This window comes from Williamsia sp. SKLECPSW1, from assembly GCF_054332755.1.
In genome coordinates this window covers 48532-64295 of the sequence record NZ_JBTGLI010000001.1, presented here as the reverse complement: position 1 = coordinate 64295, position 15764 = coordinate 48532, and the positions used below count along the sequence as shown (strand labels likewise).

Here is a 15764-nt window from a genome sequence, read left to right as displayed (position 1 = left end):
ACCGTGGTCGTCACCGACATCTGGTTGATCGTCGTCGCGATCGCGCTCGTGCCCCTCGGCGGGCTGTTCGCGGCGATGGACACCGCCCTGCTCACCGTGTCCGTCGCGCGCGTCGACGACATGATCCGGGAGGACCGGCCCGGCTCCACCCGTCTGCGTCGGATCCTGGTCGACCGCGCGACCTACGTCGGCCTCACCACACTGTTGCGGATCGTCTGCGAGATCGCGGCCACCGCCCTCGTCGCCGTCGTGCTGTTCGACGCGATCGCACCGGGCTACGCGGTGCTCGTGACGGTGGTCGTGATGGCCGTCGTCAGCTACGTGGTCGTCGGTGTCGGTCCCCGGACCCTGGGCCGTCAGAACGCGTACTCCATCGCCCTCGCGTCCGCGGCGGTGCTGCAGGCGCTCGGGTTCCTCATCCGACCGATCACCCGGCTGCTGATCCTGCTGGGCAACGCGATCACGCCGGGCAAGGGATTCCGCAACGGGCCCTTCGCCACCGAGGTGGAGCTGCGTGAGCTCGTCGACATGGCCGAGGCGCGCGGCGTCGTCGACGCCGAGGAACGACGGATGATCCAGTCCGTCTTCGACCTCGGGGACACCTCCGCGCGCGAGGTGATGGTGCCGCGCCCGGAGATGATCTGGATCGAGTCGGACAAGACACCGGCGCAGGCGATGAGCCTGGCGGTGCGGTCGGGGCACTCGCGGATCCCGGTGATCGGTGAGAACCCCGACGACGTGCTCGGGATCGTCTACCTCAAGGACCTCGCCGAACACGTGGTGTCGTCCCGGTGGTCCGACGAGACCGTCCGCGTCGCCGACGTGATGCGCCCGGCGGAGTTCATCCCGGACTCCAAACCCCTCGACAAGGTCCTGTCGGACATGCAGCGTCTGCGCAACCACATGGCGATGCTCGTCGACGAGTACGGCGGCATCGCCGGCCTGGTCACGATCGAGGACGTGCTCGAGGAGATCGTCGGCGAGATCAACGACGAGTACGACACCGACGAGGTGCCACCGGTCGACGAGCTGGGGGAGGACCGCTACCGGGTGTCGACGCGGCTGCCGGTGGAGGATCTCGGGGAGCTGTTCGAGGTCGAGATCGACGACGACGAGGTCGACACCGTGGGTGGCCTCATCGCCCTGCGGCTCGGTCGTGTCCCTCTCCCGGGGGCGCGTGTCGAGGACCACGGGCTGGAGTTGGTCGCCGAGGGTGGACCGAACCGCCAGGGCCGACTGCGGATCACCTCCGCCGTGGTCCGACGCCTCGACCCACCCGACGACGCCGAGGACGCCGCCGACACGCGCGCGGCGGACCGCGACGACCACGCCGACGCGGCGGGCCGCGCATGAGCGACGAGTTCCCCGGCGTCGACGCCGGGTCCGAGTTCCGCTCGGGCTTCGTGTGTTTCGTCGGTCGCCCCAACACCGGCAAGTCGACGCTGACCAACGCACTGGTGGGCGAGAAGATCGCCATCACCTCCAACCGTCCCCAGACCACCCGGCACACCATCCGGGGCATCGTCAACCGCCCGGACGCGCAGCTGATCCTCGTCGACACACCGGGTCTGCACCGACCGCGCACACTGCTGGGCCAACGTCTCAACGACCTGGTGCGCGACACGTACTCCGAGGTCGACGTCATCGGGGTGTGCATCCCCGCCGACGAGCCGATCGGGCCGGGCGACCGGTGGATCGTCGACCAGGTCGGGCGGATGGCCCCGCGCACACCGCTTCTCGGTGTCGTCACCAAGATCGACCGCGTCACACCGGACAAGGTGGCCCAGCAGCTGATGGCGCTGTCCCGACTCCTCGGACCCGACCGCGAGGTGATACCCGTCTCGGCGAAGTCGGGCGAGCAGCTCGACGTGCTCGGCGACCTGTTGGTGTCGATGATGGAGCCGGGTCCGGCGTTCTATCCCGACGGGGAGCTCACCGACGAGCCCGAACAGGTGCTCATGGCCGAGTTCATCCGTGAGGCCGCACTCGAAGGTGTGCGCGACGAGCTGCCGCACTCGTTGGCGGTGGTGATCGAGGAGGTCATCGACCGGGAGGACCGGCCGGACGACGCACCGCCGATGGTGGATGTGCACGCGATCCTCTACGTCGAACGGTCCAGCCAGAAGGGGATCGTCATCGGACACAAGGGCGCCCGCCTCAAGGAGGTCGGGACCGCGGCGCGCACCCAGATCGAGAGGCTGCTGGGCACGAAGGTCTACCTCGATCTGCACGTGAAGGTGGCGAAGGACTGGCAGCGCGATCCGCGACAGCTGCGCCGGATGGGGTTCTGAATGGGCAGGCACGAGTCCGAGGAGGACTCCGGCACCTCCCGGGACGCCGTCCTGCACCTCATCTCCACGCCGCGGTTCTGGATCGCCCCGATCGCCGCGGTGCTCGCGATCATGTCGCTGCTCGCGGCGATGTACATGGGCGCCATCGTCGACACGGAGAAGAACCTGCACGGCTTCTCCATCGACCTGGTGAACGACGACGTCGGTGCGTCGCAGGGCGAGAACGCGCCCCGGGCGCAGTTCGGCGACCAGGTGGCTCGCGGCATCGTGGACGGCACGAAGGGGACCGGTGTCGACATCCGCGTCCTCGACCGCGGCAGCGCCCTCGACCGCCTGGGGTCGGCGCAGACCTACGGCGTCATCGTCATCCCGGACGACTTCTCCCAGCAGGCGATCGATCTCGCGGGTTCGGTGGTCGGACGCGCCACCCCCACCCCGCCGACGATCACGGTGCTGACCAACCGTCGCTCGGGCACGTTCGCCTCGTCGATCACCACCTCGGTCATCGACCGCATCAAAGGGCAGGTCAACCAGCAGTTCGGGCAGCAGCTGACGTCGACCGTGCGGGACCGGCTGGCGCAGAACCAGATCCCCTTCCCGGGACTCGCGTCGTACGCCTTCTCCGCGCCCGTCGTGTTCGACGTCGTCGACGCCGACCCGCTGCCCGGCGGCGCCGCGAACGGGCTGTCGGCGTTCTACTTCACGATCCTGCTGGTGCTCGCCGGGTTCACCGGCGCTCTGATCGTGCACTCCCTCGTCGACGGGATGCTCGGCTTCATCCCGATCGAGATCGGTCCGCGGTACCGCCTGCGTCCCCGTCTGCCCATCTCGCGCCGCGGCACGCTCGTCGCCAAGTGGTGGATCATGTTCGTCATCGCGATGCTGCAGTCGGCGCTGTACGTCGGCGTGTGCGCCGCCGTCGGGATGGACGATCCGGCCCCGTTCACGCTGTGGATGTACTCGACGCTGGCGATCACCGCGGTCGGTGTCACCGCGTCGTCGGTGATGGCGCTGTTCGGGACGCCGGGCATGATCGTCAACCTCATCTTCTTCGTCATCCTCGGCCTGCCGTCGTCGGGTGGTGCGGTGCCGCTGGAGGCCAGCCCTCGCATCTTCGGGTGGCTTGCGGAGGTCGAGCCGATGCGGCAGATCTACCTGGGGGTCAGGTCGATCCTGTACTTCGGTGGCGACTTCCGGGCTGGGCTCGGTCACTCGCTGGTGATCACCGGCATCGGCCTGGCCCTGGGTCTGGTGCTCGGCTCGGTCGCCGCCCGCCTCTACGACGGCAAGGGATGGCGGCGCGAGCCGGATGCGGGGGGACCGGCCGCGTCACGGCAGGATCCCGCGGCCGCGGTGGGAGACTGAGACGGTGAGGGTCTACCGGGATCAGGCGGTGGTGGTCCGGCAGCACAAACTGGGTGAGGCGGACCGCATCGTGACCCTGCTGACCCGCCAGAACGGTCTGGTCCGCGCGGTCGCGAAGGGCGTCCGCCGCACCCGGTCCAAGTTCGGTGCGCGGCTGGAGCCGTTCGCCCACGTCGACGTCCTGCTGCATCCGGGCCGCAACCTCGACATCGTCACCCAGGTCGACAGCCTCGACGCGTTCGCCTCCTCCATCGTCGCCGACTACGGCCGCTACACCAGTGCCTGCGCGATCCTCGAGACCGCCGAGCGGCTCGCGGGTGAGGAGCGTGCTCCCGCCGACCGCCTGCACTCGCTGACCGTCGGCGCCCTCCGGGCGATCGCCGCCGGCCAACGTCCCCGCGACCAGGTGCTCGACGCCTTCCTGCTGCGCGCCATGGACTTCGCCGGATGGATGCCGGCGCTGTCGCGGTGTGCGCGCTGCGATGCACCGGGACCGCACCGCGCGTTCCACGTCGCCGCCGGGGGAGCGGTGTGTCTGCACTGCCGCCCGCAGGGGTCGGCGACCCCGGCGCCGGGTGTCCTCGAGTTGATGGACGACCTCTACCGTGGGCGGTGGGAGCACACCGAGGGCGTGGCGCCCACCGTCCGCAGGCAGACGAGCGGCCTGACCGCGGCCCACCTGCAATGGCATCTCGAACGCCAGCTGCGGACCCTGCCGTTGATCGAACGCGAGGCGCCGCACCGCGCCGGGAAGGACGACAGCGATGGCGGTCCGACGCCGATCCGCGAAGCCGTCGGCTGATCCGGCACGCCGCGTCGTGCGGACGCCCACACCCCATCCGTCGGGTGCCCGCCCACCCGCCCTGCCGCCCGAACTCGTGCCCCGCCACGTCGCGTTGGTGATGGACGGCAACGGGCGGTGGGCCACCGACCGCGGTCTGCCGCGCACCGAGGGGCACAAGCGGGGTGAGGCGGTCCTCATGGACACCGTCGAGGGGTGCATCGAACTCGGCGTCACCTGGCTGTCGGCGTACGCGTTCTCCACCGAGAACTGGTCGCGCAGCCCGGAGGAGGTCCGCTTCCTCATGGGCTTCAACCGGGACGTCATCCGCCGCCGTCGCGACGAGATGCACGAGCTCGGTGTGCGGGTGCGATGGGCCGGTCGCCGACCGCGTCTGTGGCGCAGCGTGATCAAGGAGCTCGAGACCGCCGAGGAGATGACGAAGGACAACACCGTCATGAACCTCACGATGTGTGTGAACTACGGTGGGCGTGCCGAGATCGCCGACGCCGTCCGTGACATCGCCCGTCGGGTCGCCGCGGGTGAGCTCGACCCGGACCGCATCACCGAGGAGACCGTCGCCCGGCACCTCGACGAGCCCGACATGCCCGACGTCGACCTGTTCCTGCGCCCGTCGGGGGAGCAGCGCACCTCGAACTTCCTGCTGTGGCAGTCGGCGTATGCGGAGATGGTCTACCAGGAGAAGCTCTTCCCCGACTTCGACCGCCGCGACCTGTGGGCCGCCTGCGTCGAATACGCCTCACGCGACCGCCGTTTCGGTGGCGTCGACCACTCCCGGCCGGCGACGTGACCGGCCCCGGTGTCGGCGGTGCGGCCGCCCTGCTCGACCGCGTGGCGGGTCTGCTCGACGCGTCGTCGGAGGTCCTGCGCGGCGACGACGGTGTGTCCGCGACGGTGTCCTTCGACGGCACACGCGCTGCGCTGCAGGCGATGTCACTCGCCGACGGTCTCGAGGTGCTGTCGCTGACGCAGGTGCTGGCCTGGGACCTGCCGAACACCGAGGCGCTCCGCGACGACATCGACCGGCTCGCGGGGGAGACCAGCTTCGGCAGCATCAAGCGGTCGTCGGTCGACGGTGTGACCACCGACGTCCTGCAGAACTACACGTTCCCCGCGGGTGGCCTCGACGACTCGGCGCTGATCACGATGGTCACGCTGGTGCTGTCGATCGGTGCCGACCTGGCGCGCCGCCTCACCGACTGATCGGGACCCGCGACCGGCAGGTCGACGTGGTCACCGACCGGCGGGTGCGTGGCTGCAGTCGGTGCAGGTGCCGAACACCTCGACGGTGTGGCTGATGTCGCGGAAGCCGAACCGGTCGGCGACGTCGCGCGCCCAGTCCTCCACGGCCTCGGCGCGCACCTCGACGGTGGTGCCGCAGTCACGGCAGACCAGGTGATGGTGGTGGTCGGTGGAACACCGGCGGTAGCGCGACTCGCCGCTGTCGGTGCGCAGCACGTCGACCTCGCCGGCGTCGGCGAGTGCCTGCAGGTTGCGGTAGACGGTGGTCAGGCCGATCGACTGGCCGTCGGCGCGCAGGGCGTCGTGGAGTTCCTGTGCGGACCGGAACTCGTCGACGGTGCCGAGCAACTCGGCGATCGCATGCCGCTGTCGGGTCGACCGCACACCCGGCGTGGACGGGGCGGACTCGGCGCTCACGTGTTCTCGCGGGTGTGGGCGGTGTTCTCGCAGGCGTGGGCGACGGCGTCGGTGACGATGTGCGCGAGGTGGTCGTCGACGAGCCGGTAGAGGATCTCGCGACCGGTGCGCTGTCCGACCACGACTCCGGCGGACTTCAGCACCCGCAGATGTTGACTGACGAGGGGTTGCGTGACGCCGAGTGCGCCGACGAGTTCGTGGACGCACTGTTCGCGGTCGAGCAGGGCGAGGACGATCGCGATGCGGACCGGGGCGGCGAGTGCCCGCAGCAACTCGCCGGCGCCCTCCAGCACGTGCGGATCGGGTCGTGCACCGACATCCGCCGCGGGCGGGTGGTCGTCCATACCGGGGTTCTCGACCCCGAGGGTGGGCTCAGCCATGCGTCGTCGCGCCTCCTTATCGGAAACGATTCTCATATGCGTGGCGGAGCATGTCAAGGCACGTGGGCGGGGTCGGGTGCCGCGTCCCGACGCGACTACGCTGGCCGGGTTCCCTTTCCTGCAACCCATGGAGTGCTGTCCACCGTGGCCGGACCAAGCAATCGCGTCGACGCCGTCGTCAATCTCTGCAAGCGCAGGGGTCTGGTGTACCCCTGCGGAGAGATCTACGGCGGTACCAAGTCGGCGTGGGACTACGGCCCACTCGGTGTGGAGCTGAAGGACAACATCAAGCGGCAGTGGTGGCGCAGCATGGTCACCGGCCGCGACGACGTCGTCGGCCTGGACTCGTCGGTGATCCTGCCGCGGCAGGTGTGGGAGGCGTCGGGTCACGTCGAGGTCTTCTCCGACCCGCTGGTGGAGTCGCTGCACACCCACAAGCGCTACCGCGCCGACCACCTGATCGAGGCGTATGAGGCCAAGCACGGTCACCCGCCGGAGAACGGTCTGGCCGACATCAACGACCCGGAGACCGGGCAGCCCGGCAGCTGGACCGAGCCGCGGGCGTTCAGCGGCCTGATGAAGACCTACCTCGGCCCCGTCGACGACGAGGAGGGGCTGCACTACCTGCGACCGGAGACGGCGCAGGGCATCTTCGTCAACTTCAAGAACGTGATGACCACCGCGCGCAAGAAGCCGCCGTTCGGCATCGCCCAGATCGGCAAGAGCTTCCGCAACGAGATCACGCCGGGCAACTTCATCTTCCGCACCCGCGAGTTCGAGCAGATGGAGATGGAGTTCTTCGTCAAGCCGGGCGAGGACGAGCAGTGGCACCAGTACTGGATCGACCACCGCCTGGCCTGGTACGTCGACCTCGGTGTCGACCCGGACAACCTGCGGCTCTACGAGCACGCGCAGGAGAAGCTGTCGCACTACTCCAAGCGCACCGTCGACGTGGAGTACAAGTTCGGGTTCTCGGGCAACCCGTGGGGTGAGCTCGAGGGCGTCGCCAACCGCACCGATTTCGACCTGTCGACGCACAGCAAGCACTCCGGGGAGGACCTGTCGTTCTTCGACCAGGCCTCGGGTGAGCGGTACACGCCGTTCGTGATCGAGCCGGCGGCCGGCCTGACCCGGTCGCTGATGGCGTTCCTCGTCGACGCGCTCACCGAGGAGGAGGTGCCGAACGCCAAGGGCGGCACCGACACCCGCACGGTGCTGAAGCTCGATCGGCGTCTCGCGCCGGTGAAGATCGCCGTGCTCCCGCTGTCGCGCAACGAGCAGCTCTCGCCGAAGGCGCGAGACCTCGCCGCCGAGCTGCGCACGCACTGGAACGTCGAGTTCGACGACGCTCAGGGCATCGGCAAGCGGTATCGCCGTCAGGACGAGATCGGGACACCGTTCTGCGTCACGGTCGACTTCGACACGCTCGACGACCACGCCGTCACCATCCGCGAGCGGGACACCATGAGCCAGCAGCGCGTCGCGCTCGACCAGGTGGCGGGATACCTCGCCGGCGAACTGCTCGGCGCCTGACCGCGGTCGCGCGGGTTTCCGGGCACCGCTCCCGTCTGGGATAGTCGAGGCCTGCAGATGAGTCGTGTGAGTGTGGAGAGTGGTGAGCGTGGTGAGTGGTGACGGGCCCGTGTCGGGCACGGTGGTGCATTACGACCCGAATCGTGGATTCGGTTTCCTGGCGCCGGAGTCGGGTGGCGCGGATGTGTTCGTGCACATCAACGACCTCGACGTCGACGAGTCGGACCTCAAGCCGGGTGCGCGGGTCGAGTTCGAGGTCGAGGACACCGACCGCGGGTCGAAGGCGGTCAACGTCTCGGTCACCGGTGCCGCTCCGGCGTCGGCGTCGACGGGCGGGCGCGATCGTCGCGACGACCACCGCGAGCGCCCTCAGCGCGACCGGGGCGATCGAGGGGACAACCGGGATCGCGATCGCGGGCGGCGCCCCGCCCGCGGATCCGACGGCCCCACCGACGCGACCGGCCTCAGCGAGGAGCTGACCGAGCTGCTGCTCGACGCGTCGGGCACCCTGACGGCGTCGCAGATCATCGCGATCCGCCGCCGCGTCATCGACTTCGCCGTGGCGCGGGGATGGGTGACCGACTGACCTCCGACACGGGTGCCGCGGCGCCCGTCCTCTACGACGGGCACGCGCGTGCCCGGATGGTCGACGAGGCAGCCAAGTCGTCGATCCTGTCCGGTACCCACAGCGACGATCGCGGCGACTTCTCCCGGGATCGCGCGCGGGTCCTGCACTGCGCCGCGTTGCGACGTCTGGCCGACAAGACGCAGGTCGTCGGCCCGCGTGAGGGGGACACCCCGCGTACGCGCCTGACCCATTCGTTGGAGGTCGGGCAGATCGGGCGCGGCATCGCGTCGGGCCTCGGGTGCGACCCCGATCTCGTCGAGTTGGCCGGGCTGGCCCACGACATCGGGCACCCGCCGTACGGGCACAACGGCGAACGCGCGCTCGACGAGGTCGCGTCGGGGATCGGCGGGTTCGAGGGCAACGCACAGAACCTGCGGATCCTCACCCGCCTGGAGCCCAAGGTGCTGTCGGAGGACGGGCGCAGCGTCGGTCTCAACCTCACGCGGGCGTCGCTGGACGCGACGCTGAAGTACCCGTGGACGCGGCCCGCACAGGGCGGCAAGTTCGGTGCCTACGCCGACGACGCCGATGTGCTCGCCTGGGTGCGCGAGGGTGTCGACGGTCGCGATCGGTGTCTCGAGGCCCAGGTCATGGACTGGTCCGACGACGTCGCGTACTCGGTGCACGACGTCGAGGACGGGGTCATCGGCGGGCGGATCGACCTGCGCGCGCTGGCCGACCCGTCCGATCAGGCTGCGCTCGCCGACATCGGTGTGCGGGAGTTCGTCGGGCTCGACGCCGCGGCGCTCGTCGAGGCGGCCGGACGGTTGGCGGCGCTTCCCGTCGTCGTCGACGCGGTCGACTACGACGGGACCCTGCGGGGATCGGTGGCGTTGAAGCGACTGACCAGTGAGCTGGTGGGCCGGTTCGCGTCGGCCGCGATCGCCGAGACCCGACGGGCGTGGGGTGAGGGTGCCGTGGACCGTCGGCGCGCCGGCCTGTCGGTGCCGCCGCTCGTCGCCGCCGAGGTCGCCGTCCTGAAGACCGTCGCCCTGCAGTTCATCTTCTCCGACGCGCGGCACCGCTCCCACCAGGAACGTCAGCGCGACAGGATCCATCGGGTCGCCGACTGGCTGGTCCACGCGGCACCGGGCGGTCTCGATCCGCTCCTGGTCCCGGCGTGGGAGGAGGCCCCCGACGACGCCGGCCGACTGCGCGTGGTGATCGACCAGATCGCGTCGATGACCGAGGGACGCCTCGAGCGCACCGACCGGCAGAACTCGGGTGCCCAGGCCCACATGGGCTGACCACGTGTCCGGGTGAGCCGGTGGGGCGCGACGTCGGCGTCGGGCGGGCTCGTGGAAGCGCGTCGGATCCGTGCGGGCCGTGCCTACACTCCTGGCGTGTCGGCCGTCCGAGGCGATCCGCGCGCCGCTGCGCGATGGGTCCTGGTGCACGGCACACCGCTGAGTCCGTCCGTGTGGGACGACGTCGCCGCCGACCTCTCCCGCGACGGGACGGTGTGGACGCCGGACGCGACTCCCGCCGTCGGCGATCCGACGCCGCAGCGGTCGCTCGCCGTGGACATCGCCGCCCGGTTGCGGGAACCGGTCCACCTGGTGGGGCACTCGTTCGGTGGCCAGATCGCTCTCGAACTCGCGCTCGCCGCTCCCGAGCTCGTGACCGGCCTGACGGTCATGTGCGCCCGCGCGACACCGTTCCCGTCCTTCGTCGAGCACGCGGCCACCGTGCGTGCGGGCGCCGACGTCACGCGGTCGACCGTCGACCGGTGGTTCCTCGCGGAGGAGGTCACCGACGACGGTCCTGTCGTCCGGGCCGCGCGGGCCGCGGTGACCGCGGCGGATCCCGCCGTCTACGCGACCGCGATCTCCGCGATCGCGCACTTCGACCGCGTCGTCGCGGCCCGAGCTGTGCGGGTGCCGACGACCGTGGTGGCCGCCGAGCAGGACCGCGGCAGTCCTCCGGAGGCCATGGCCGAGCTCGCCGACGCCATCCCCGACGCCGCGCTGGTGGTGCTGGCAGGCGGACACATGTCGCCGTTCCTGCGCCCGGCCGAGCTCGCCGACCTGGTTCGTCGGTCCGCGGCACGGGCCGGTGGGGGCGCCGACCGACCTGTGCGCTGACCGGGTCGGCGTCGCCGCATCGGGGCGGACCGGTTCCCGCACCGAATACACTTCTCGGGTGCCCGGCCGAATCCCTGATCGCGACATCGTGGCGATCCGCGAGCGCACGGCGATCGAGGACATCGTCGGCGATTACGTCGCGCTGCGACGGGCCGGGGCGGACAGCCTGAAGGGGCTGTGTCCCTTCCACGACGAGAAGTCACCGTCGTTCCACGTCCGGCCGAACCACGGCCACTTCCACTGCTTCGGGTGCGGTGAGGGCGGCGACGTCTACACGTTCCTGCAGAAGCAGGAGCACATCTCGTTCGTCGAGGCCGTCGAACAGCTGGCCGATCGCATCGGCTACCGGATCTCCTACGAGGGCGGTGGGACCAGTGTGGCCCGCGACCGCGGAACGCGGGCCCGACTGGTGGCGGCGAACGCGGCGGCGCAGAAGTTCTACGCCGAGCAACTCCTCACCCCCGACGCCAAGCCGGCCCGCGACTACCTCCGGGAACGCGACTTCGACAGCGCCGCCGCGACCATGTTCGGCTGCGGGTTCGCGCCGATGTCGTGGGACTCGATGACGAAGGCACTGCTGTCGCAGGGGTTCGAGTTCTCCGAGCTCGAGGCGGCCGGTCTCTCGGTGCAGGGTCAGCGAGGTCCGCGTGACCGGTTCCGGCGCCGACTGCTCTGGCCCATCCGCAACCTCGGCGGCGACATCATCGGCTTCGGCGCCCGCAAGCTGTTCGACGACGACACCATGGGCAAGTACATGAACACGCCCGAGACGATGCTCTACAAGAAGTCGCAGGTGCTGTTCGGACTCGACCACGCGAAGAAGAACATCGCGAAGGGTCACCAGGTCGTGATCGTCGAGGGCTACACCGACGTCATGGCCATGCACCTCGCCGGCGTCACCACCGCCGTGGCGTCCTGTGGCACGGCTTTCGGCGACGACCACCTCGCGCTGCTGCGGCGGTTGCTGATGGACGACTCGTACTTCCGCGGCGAGGTCATCTACACCTTCGACGGGGACTCGGCCGGGCAGGCCGCCGCGTTGAAGGCGTTCGAGGGTGAGCAGAGCATCGCCGGCCAGACGTTCGTGGCCATCGCGCCGGACGGGATGGATCCGTGCGAGCTGCGGCAGGACCAGGGCGACGCGGCCGTGCGCGACCTGGTGGCACGCCGTGTGCCGATGTTCCAGTTCGCGATCAAGGCCGTGCTGGCCCAGCACGACCTCGAGACCGCCGAGGGTCGCGTCCACGCGCTGAGGGAGACGGTGCCCGTCGTCGCGCGCATCAAGGACGTCGCCCTCCGCGACGAGTACGCGCGCCAGTTGGCCGGCTGGGTCGGGTGGGACGACGAACGTCAGGTCCTGCAGCGCGTGCGCGAGCAGGCCGGATCCCCGTCGAACGGCACGACCGGTGCGCTCGCACGTACCCAGGCCCGCCAGCGCGGTGCCGGCCGTGGGGCGGGTCCGACGGCGGGTGTCGCCGGCGCCGCGCGACCCGCACCGGGCGACCCCCGTCTGTGGCCGCAGCGCGAGGCGTTGAAGGCGGCACTGCAGTACCCGGGTATCGCCGGCACCGTGTTCGACTCGTTGCCGGGTGAGTGTTTCCCGGAACCCGCCTACGCCCTGGTCCGCGCGGCGATCGAGACCGTCGGCGGCACCGGCGTCGGCATGGGCGGTGCCGAATGGGTCGATGCGGTGAGCCGCGCGGTGGAGACGTCGTCGGCGTCGGGCGGTGACGACGCGGCCGCAGCCGGTGAGATGCTCGCGTCGCTCGTGACCGAACTCGCGGTCGAACCGATGCCCGTCGACGACGACGGGGTGCCGCGTTACATCGTGAGCGTGCTCGCCCGACTGCAGGAGATCTGGGTGGGGGAGCAGGTCGCCGACATCAAGTCGCGGCTCAAGCGGATGTCACCCCGCGACGACCCCGACGGCTACAACGCGGTCTTCGGCGACCTCGTCGCACTGGAGGCGTACCGCCGCAGCCTGCAGGAGCAGGCGCTCGACCCGTCTGCACAGAGCGCCTGACCGCGCCGTCAGTCCCGAGGGTCGCGACGGGCGTAGACCGTCGTCGAGTCGTCGATCTGGTGGACCTCGGTCAGTGGCTCCGTCGGGCTGATCGCCTGGGACAGCTTCTGTCGTCCCACGTCGATCGCCTTGCGGGTGGCGGGTGAGCCGGTGACGGCACGGTAGGTGCCGGAGATCTGGTCGTAACGACGCCGACCCGCCTTCGCGCCGAGGACGTAGCCGACCCCGAGGAATGCCAACAGTCGAACCATGTGTGCAGCTCCCAGTCGTCGCGGTGTAGCCACCCATCCTGCCCGACGCCGCGACGATCGTTCTGCGGTGTGGGGGCCTGCGGGCGGGCGCCGGGTCAGACCACGGTCGGATCCGTGTGGGGCTCCGGGTGCTGTCGCCGGTGGTTCTCGCGCTCTGCGCGGGCGGAGAACGGCCGCTCGCGACGCCGGCGGGCGACGACGAGGTTGTCGGTGACCGTCGCGGTCTCGCCGCCGGGGCCGGTCGCGACGCGGTCGCGGGCGGTGAGCAGGAGCGGTTCCCAGTCGTCGCCGAGGCCGATGTCGTCGAACGTCTGCTGTGGGGTCGGGTACCGGGTGTCGGCCTCGGCCCACGACCAGGGTGCGGTCGAGGCGTGATCGACGACGATCATGACCCCTCCGACGCCGAGCAGGTCGGCGGCCCGCCGGAGGATCCCGTCGCGGCCGATGTCGACCGGGGTGTGCAGGTAGCAGGCGTAGACGAGGTCGAACGTCGTCGTCGGCAGACTCCGAGCGAGATCGTGGCGGACCGGGTGGACACGGTCGGCCAGGTCGAGCGCCCCGGCGAGGTCACGCAGGCGAGCGACGGCTGTCGCCGAGACGTCCACGGCCGTGACCCGCCAGCCCTGTGCGGCGAGCCAGATGGCGTCCCCGCCGGGACCGGCGCCGAGATCGAGGGCCCGGACCGGGCGCAGTCCGAGAGTCTCGTGCAGGTGGACCAGTGCCGCGTTGGGTCGGGGCGGAGCGGTCGCCGACGGGAGGGGCCGTCGCGCGTACAGGTCTTCCCAGAACGCCGCGTTCGAGGGTGCCGCGGCGGTCACTGCCCGCTCCCTGCACGGCCTCGGTTGGTGACGACCACATCCCACGTCGGTGAACTCATGCTGCAGATGATGGTGAGGGCCTCGCCGAAATGGCAAGAAGAGTTGCTGGAACTGCACATCTCGACGTACGGGACGTCGATGGGGTACCGGCGGAGGTGACGGTCGGGATCGCGACGCGCAGACCGAGAAGAAGTTCTGACCTGCACGGAGACGGTGGGGCGGGCGGGGCTCGAACCCGCGACCTACGGATTATGAGTCCGCGGCTCTGACCGACTGAGCTACCGCCCCGGGCTTCTGGCTCCCCCAACTGGACTCGAACCAGTAACCGTCCGATTAACAGTCGGATGCTCTGCCAATTGAGCTATGGGGGAAGGTCGTCCGGCGACGGTGGAACCGGCGTCGGCCGAACGCCGACTCTATCGGGTGGTCGGTGCGTCCACCAAACCGCGGCCCCCGGCGGCGACCGGGTGCCGCCGCCACGGCAACGCCCGGGAACACATCGAGTGCCCTGCGGGTTCGCTCGAGGAGACGGGATCGTTAACAAGGGTGATAATGATCACGGAACGGTGTTAGATACACGCATTGTGGTCTGAACACGCGACACTGTTCCGGTACTCGTGGATTCAGCCACAAACGGCGTCGTGGGACCGTCAGTTTGTTCGACCTTGAGGCCACACAGGGGGACAAGGGAATGAGTGTCACCGACTCGTCGGACCAGGCCGGTCGGCTGCGCGGTGTGCGTGCCGCGGCACCCACACGCCCACGCATCGCCATCGCGCACGACTATCTGACGCAGCGTGGTGGCGCGGAGAAGGTCGTGCTGTCGATCGCGCGCGCGTTCCCGGACGCGACGATCTACACCACGTTGTTCGACCCGGAGAACACCTACCCGGAGTTCTCCGACATGGACATCCGCGTCTCGCCCATGAACCGTCTGGGCTTCCTGCGACGCAACCATCGCGCGGCGCTGCCGCTGCTGCCGTTCGCGTCGTCCTTCGTCCGCCCCGACGCCGACATCGTGATCGCCAGCTCGAGTGGGTGGGCGCACGCCTTCCCGACCGCCGGTCGCAAGGTCGTCTACTGCCACTCGCCGGCACGCTGGCTCTACCAGGAGCAGTCGTACCTCGGTGAGTCGGCCAGCTGGATGAAGAAGCTCGCCCTCGTGGTCATGTCGTCGAGCCTGCGACGATGGGACCGTCGCGCCGCACTCGGCTGCGACAGCTACTACGCGAACTCCAACGTCGTGCGCGAACGCATCTCGTCGGCCTACGGCATCAGCGCGCCGATCCTGCCCGCGCCGGTCTCGCTGGAACTGCCGGACGAGTTCGAGGCGGTCCCCGAGGTCCAGGGACTGGTCGACGCCGGCGAGGGCTACTACCTGTGCATCTCGCGTCTGCTCGCCTACAAGAACGTCGACGCCGTCATCGACTCGTTCCGGGGCACCGACCGCAAGCTGGTCGTCGTCGGCCGCGGTCCCGAGCGCGACCGGCTCCTGGCCGGCAAGCCCGACAACGTCACCATGGTGTCCGATCTCAGCGACCGTCAGATCGGGTGGCTGTACCACCACTGCACCGCGGTGATGGCGGCGAGCTACGAGGACTACGGTCTCACCCCGCTCGAGGGTGCGGCGCACGGCAAGCCGTCCATACTGCTGCGCTTCGGCGGCTTCCTGGACACCGCGGTCGAGGACGTGACCGCCGTGTACTTCGACGAGCCCGAGCCGGCCGCGATCCGCGCGGCGACAGCGAAGTTCGAGCGTTCGACGTGGAACGCGCAGAAGATCGTCGACCACGTGTCGCGGTTCAGCGACGAGCACTTCGCCGCACAACTGCACGACATCGTCGAGAACATGGCCCCGTCGGTCGCCTGACGCCGACCCACCCGTCACCCACACCTCGCATCCGGTGCGATCCCGTGGTGTGCTGACCGC

The 15764-nt window shown here is 70.0% G+C and carries 17 protein-coding genes and 2 tRNA genes; 13 read left to right on the top strand and 6 right to left on the bottom strand.

Annotated features, from left to right (window positions below; genetic code table 11):
- Positions 1-3 precede the first annotated feature (3 nt).
- The 6 genes from ACXVUM_RS00310 to ACXVUM_RS00285 are packed head-to-tail and all read left to right on the top strand — an operon-like array spanning position 4 to position 5661.
- A complete protein-coding gene (locus ACXVUM_RS00310; RefSeq protein WP_458519902.1) occupies positions 4-1353 on the top strand; it encodes a hemolysin family protein in 1350 nt (449 codons plus the stop codon).
- Positions 1350-2291: a GTPase Era gene (era, locus tag ACXVUM_RS00305; RefSeq protein ID WP_458519901.1), complete on the top strand. Its 942-nt coding sequence runs from the start codon at positions 1350-1352 to the stop codon at positions 2289-2291. The genes ACXVUM_RS00310 and era overlap by 4 nt, the downstream gene beginning before the upstream one ends.
- Positions 2292-3656, top strand: a complete 1365-nt coding sequence (locus tag ACXVUM_RS00300) for a YhgE/Pip domain-containing protein (RefSeq protein WP_458519900.1) — start codon at positions 2292-2294, stop codon at positions 3654-3656.
- Positions 3657-3660: 4 nt separating this feature from the next.
- The gene (gene recO, locus ACXVUM_RS00295) at positions 3661-4458 is read left to right on the top strand and encodes a DNA repair protein RecO (protein WP_458519899.1); all 798 of its coding nucleotides are present in this window, start codon (positions 3661-3663) and stop codon (positions 4456-4458) included.
- Positions 4421-5248 carry an isoprenyl transferase gene (locus tag ACXVUM_RS00290; protein WP_458519898.1) on the top strand — a complete coding sequence of 276 codons (828 nt, stop codon included), beginning with the start codon at positions 4421-4423 and terminating at the stop codon, positions 5246-5248. The genes recO and ACXVUM_RS00290 overlap by 38 nt, the downstream gene beginning before the upstream one ends.
- Positions 5245-5661: a hypothetical protein gene (locus ACXVUM_RS00285; protein WP_458519897.1), complete on the top strand. Its 417-nt coding sequence runs from the start codon at positions 5245-5247 to the stop codon at positions 5659-5661. Before ACXVUM_RS00290 ends, ACXVUM_RS00285 begins: the two co-directional genes overlap by 4 nt.
- 30 nt (positions 5662-5691) lie before the next feature.
- Here the strand turns inward: ACXVUM_RS00285 and ACXVUM_RS00280 are convergent, their stop codons facing one another.
- Positions 5692-6117, bottom strand: a complete 426-nt coding sequence (locus ACXVUM_RS00280) for a Fur family transcriptional regulator (protein ID WP_458519896.1) — start codon at positions 6115-6117, stop codon at positions 5692-5694.
- Positions 6114-6461: an ArsR/SmtB family transcription factor gene (locus ACXVUM_RS00275; RefSeq protein ID WP_458522735.1), complete on the bottom strand. Its 348-nt coding sequence runs from the start codon at positions 6459-6461 to the stop codon at positions 6114-6116. The genes ACXVUM_RS00280 and ACXVUM_RS00275 overlap by 4 nt, the downstream gene beginning before the upstream one ends.
- A gap of 180 nt (positions 6462-6641) precedes the next feature.
- Here ACXVUM_RS00275 and ACXVUM_RS00270 point away from each other — a divergent pair, with 180 nt between their 5' ends.
- From ACXVUM_RS00270 to dnaG, 5 genes are all read left to right on the top strand, one after another.
- Entirely contained in the window at positions 6642-8030 is a 1389-nt protein-coding gene (locus ACXVUM_RS00270; protein WP_458519895.1) for a glycine--tRNA ligase, read from the top strand.
- A gap of 91 nt (positions 8031-8121) precedes the next feature.
- Complete coding sequence (locus ACXVUM_RS00265; RefSeq protein WP_458522734.1) at positions 8122-8616, top strand: cold-shock protein; 495 nt, start codon at positions 8122-8124, stop codon at positions 8614-8616.
- Positions 8601-9905, top strand: coding sequence for a deoxyguanosinetriphosphate triphosphohydrolase (locus ACXVUM_RS00260; RefSeq protein ID WP_458519894.1), 1305 nt, complete (start codon positions 8601-8603; stop codon positions 9903-9905). Before ACXVUM_RS00265 ends, ACXVUM_RS00260 begins: the two co-directional genes overlap by 16 nt.
- A 96-nt stretch (positions 9906-10001) precedes the next feature.
- Positions 10002-10742 (top strand): alpha/beta fold hydrolase, encoded by a 741-nt coding sequence (locus ACXVUM_RS00255; protein ID WP_458519893.1) that lies wholly within the window; start codon positions 10002-10004, stop codon positions 10740-10742.
- A 58-nt stretch (positions 10743-10800) separates the two neighbouring features.
- Complete coding sequence (dnaG, locus tag ACXVUM_RS00250) at positions 10801-12765, top strand: DNA primase (protein WP_458519892.1); 1965 nt, start codon at positions 10801-10803, stop codon at positions 12763-12765.
- An 8-nt stretch (positions 12766-12773) separates the two neighbouring features.
- On the opposite strand, the gene ACXVUM_RS00245 is transcribed toward dnaG, so the two are convergent.
- The gene (locus ACXVUM_RS00245) at positions 12774-13016 is read right to left on the bottom strand and encodes a hypothetical protein (RefSeq protein WP_458519891.1); all 243 of its coding nucleotides are present in this window, start codon (positions 13014-13016) and stop codon (positions 12774-12776) included.
- Positions 13017-13111: 95 nt separating this feature from the next.
- On the bottom strand, positions 13112-13834 hold the full coding sequence (locus ACXVUM_RS00240; RefSeq protein WP_458519890.1) for an SAM-dependent methyltransferase: 723 nt from the start codon (positions 13832-13834) through the stop codon (positions 13112-13114).
- 27 nt (positions 13835-13861) lie between these two features.
- Here ACXVUM_RS00240 and ACXVUM_RS00235 point away from each other — a divergent pair, with 27 nt between their 5' ends.
- Positions 13862-13993, top strand: a complete 132-nt coding sequence (locus ACXVUM_RS00235) for a hypothetical protein (protein WP_458519889.1) — start codon at positions 13862-13864, stop codon at positions 13991-13993.
- 55 nt (positions 13994-14048) lie between these two features.
- Here ACXVUM_RS00235 and ACXVUM_RS00230 read toward each other — a convergent pair.
- Both ACXVUM_RS00230 and ACXVUM_RS00225 read right to left on the bottom strand, forming a co-directional pair.
- Positions 14049-14122: transfer RNA gene (locus tag ACXVUM_RS00230), tRNA-Ile, on the bottom strand.
- Positions 14123-14129: 7 nt separating this feature from the next.
- Positions 14130-14205: transfer RNA gene (locus tag ACXVUM_RS00225), tRNA-Asn, on the bottom strand.
- Between the two features lie 320 nt (positions 14206-14525).
- Here ACXVUM_RS00225 and ACXVUM_RS00220 point away from each other — a divergent pair.
- The gene (locus tag ACXVUM_RS00220) at positions 14526-15704 is read left to right on the top strand and encodes a glycosyltransferase (protein ID WP_458519888.1); all 1179 of its coding nucleotides are present in this window, start codon (positions 14526-14528) and stop codon (positions 15702-15704) included.
- The last annotated feature ends 60 nt before the right edge of the window (positions 15705-15764 follow it).

Excerpts from the sequence above, each read along its gene's own strand:
- era (WP_458519901.1), top strand. The coding sequence starts at position 1,350 with ATGAGCGACGAGTTCCCCGGCGTCGACGCCGGGTCCGAGTTCCGCTCG.
- ACXVUM_RS00300 (WP_458519900.1), top strand. The coding sequence starts at position 2,292 with ATGGGCAGGCACGAGTCCGAGGAGGACTCCGGCACCTCCCGGGACGCC.
- ACXVUM_RS00290 (WP_458519898.1), top strand. The coding sequence starts at position 4,421 with ATGGCGGTCCGACGCCGATCCGCGAAGCCGTCGGCTGATCCGGCACGC.
- ACXVUM_RS00275 (WP_458522735.1), bottom strand. The coding sequence starts at position 6,461 with ATGGACGACCACCCGCCCGCGGCGGATGTCGGTGCACGACCCGATCCG.
- ACXVUM_RS00260 (WP_458519894.1), top strand. The coding sequence starts at position 8,601 with ATGGGTGACCGACTGACCTCCGACACGGGTGCCGCGGCGCCCGTCCTC.
- ACXVUM_RS00245 (WP_458519891.1), bottom strand. The coding sequence starts at position 13,016 with ATGGTTCGACTGTTGGCATTCCTCGGGGTCGGCTACGTCCTCGGCGCG.
- ACXVUM_RS00220 (WP_458519888.1), top strand. The coding sequence starts at position 14,526 with ATGAGTGTCACCGACTCGTCGGACCAGGCCGGTCGGCTGCGCGGTGTG.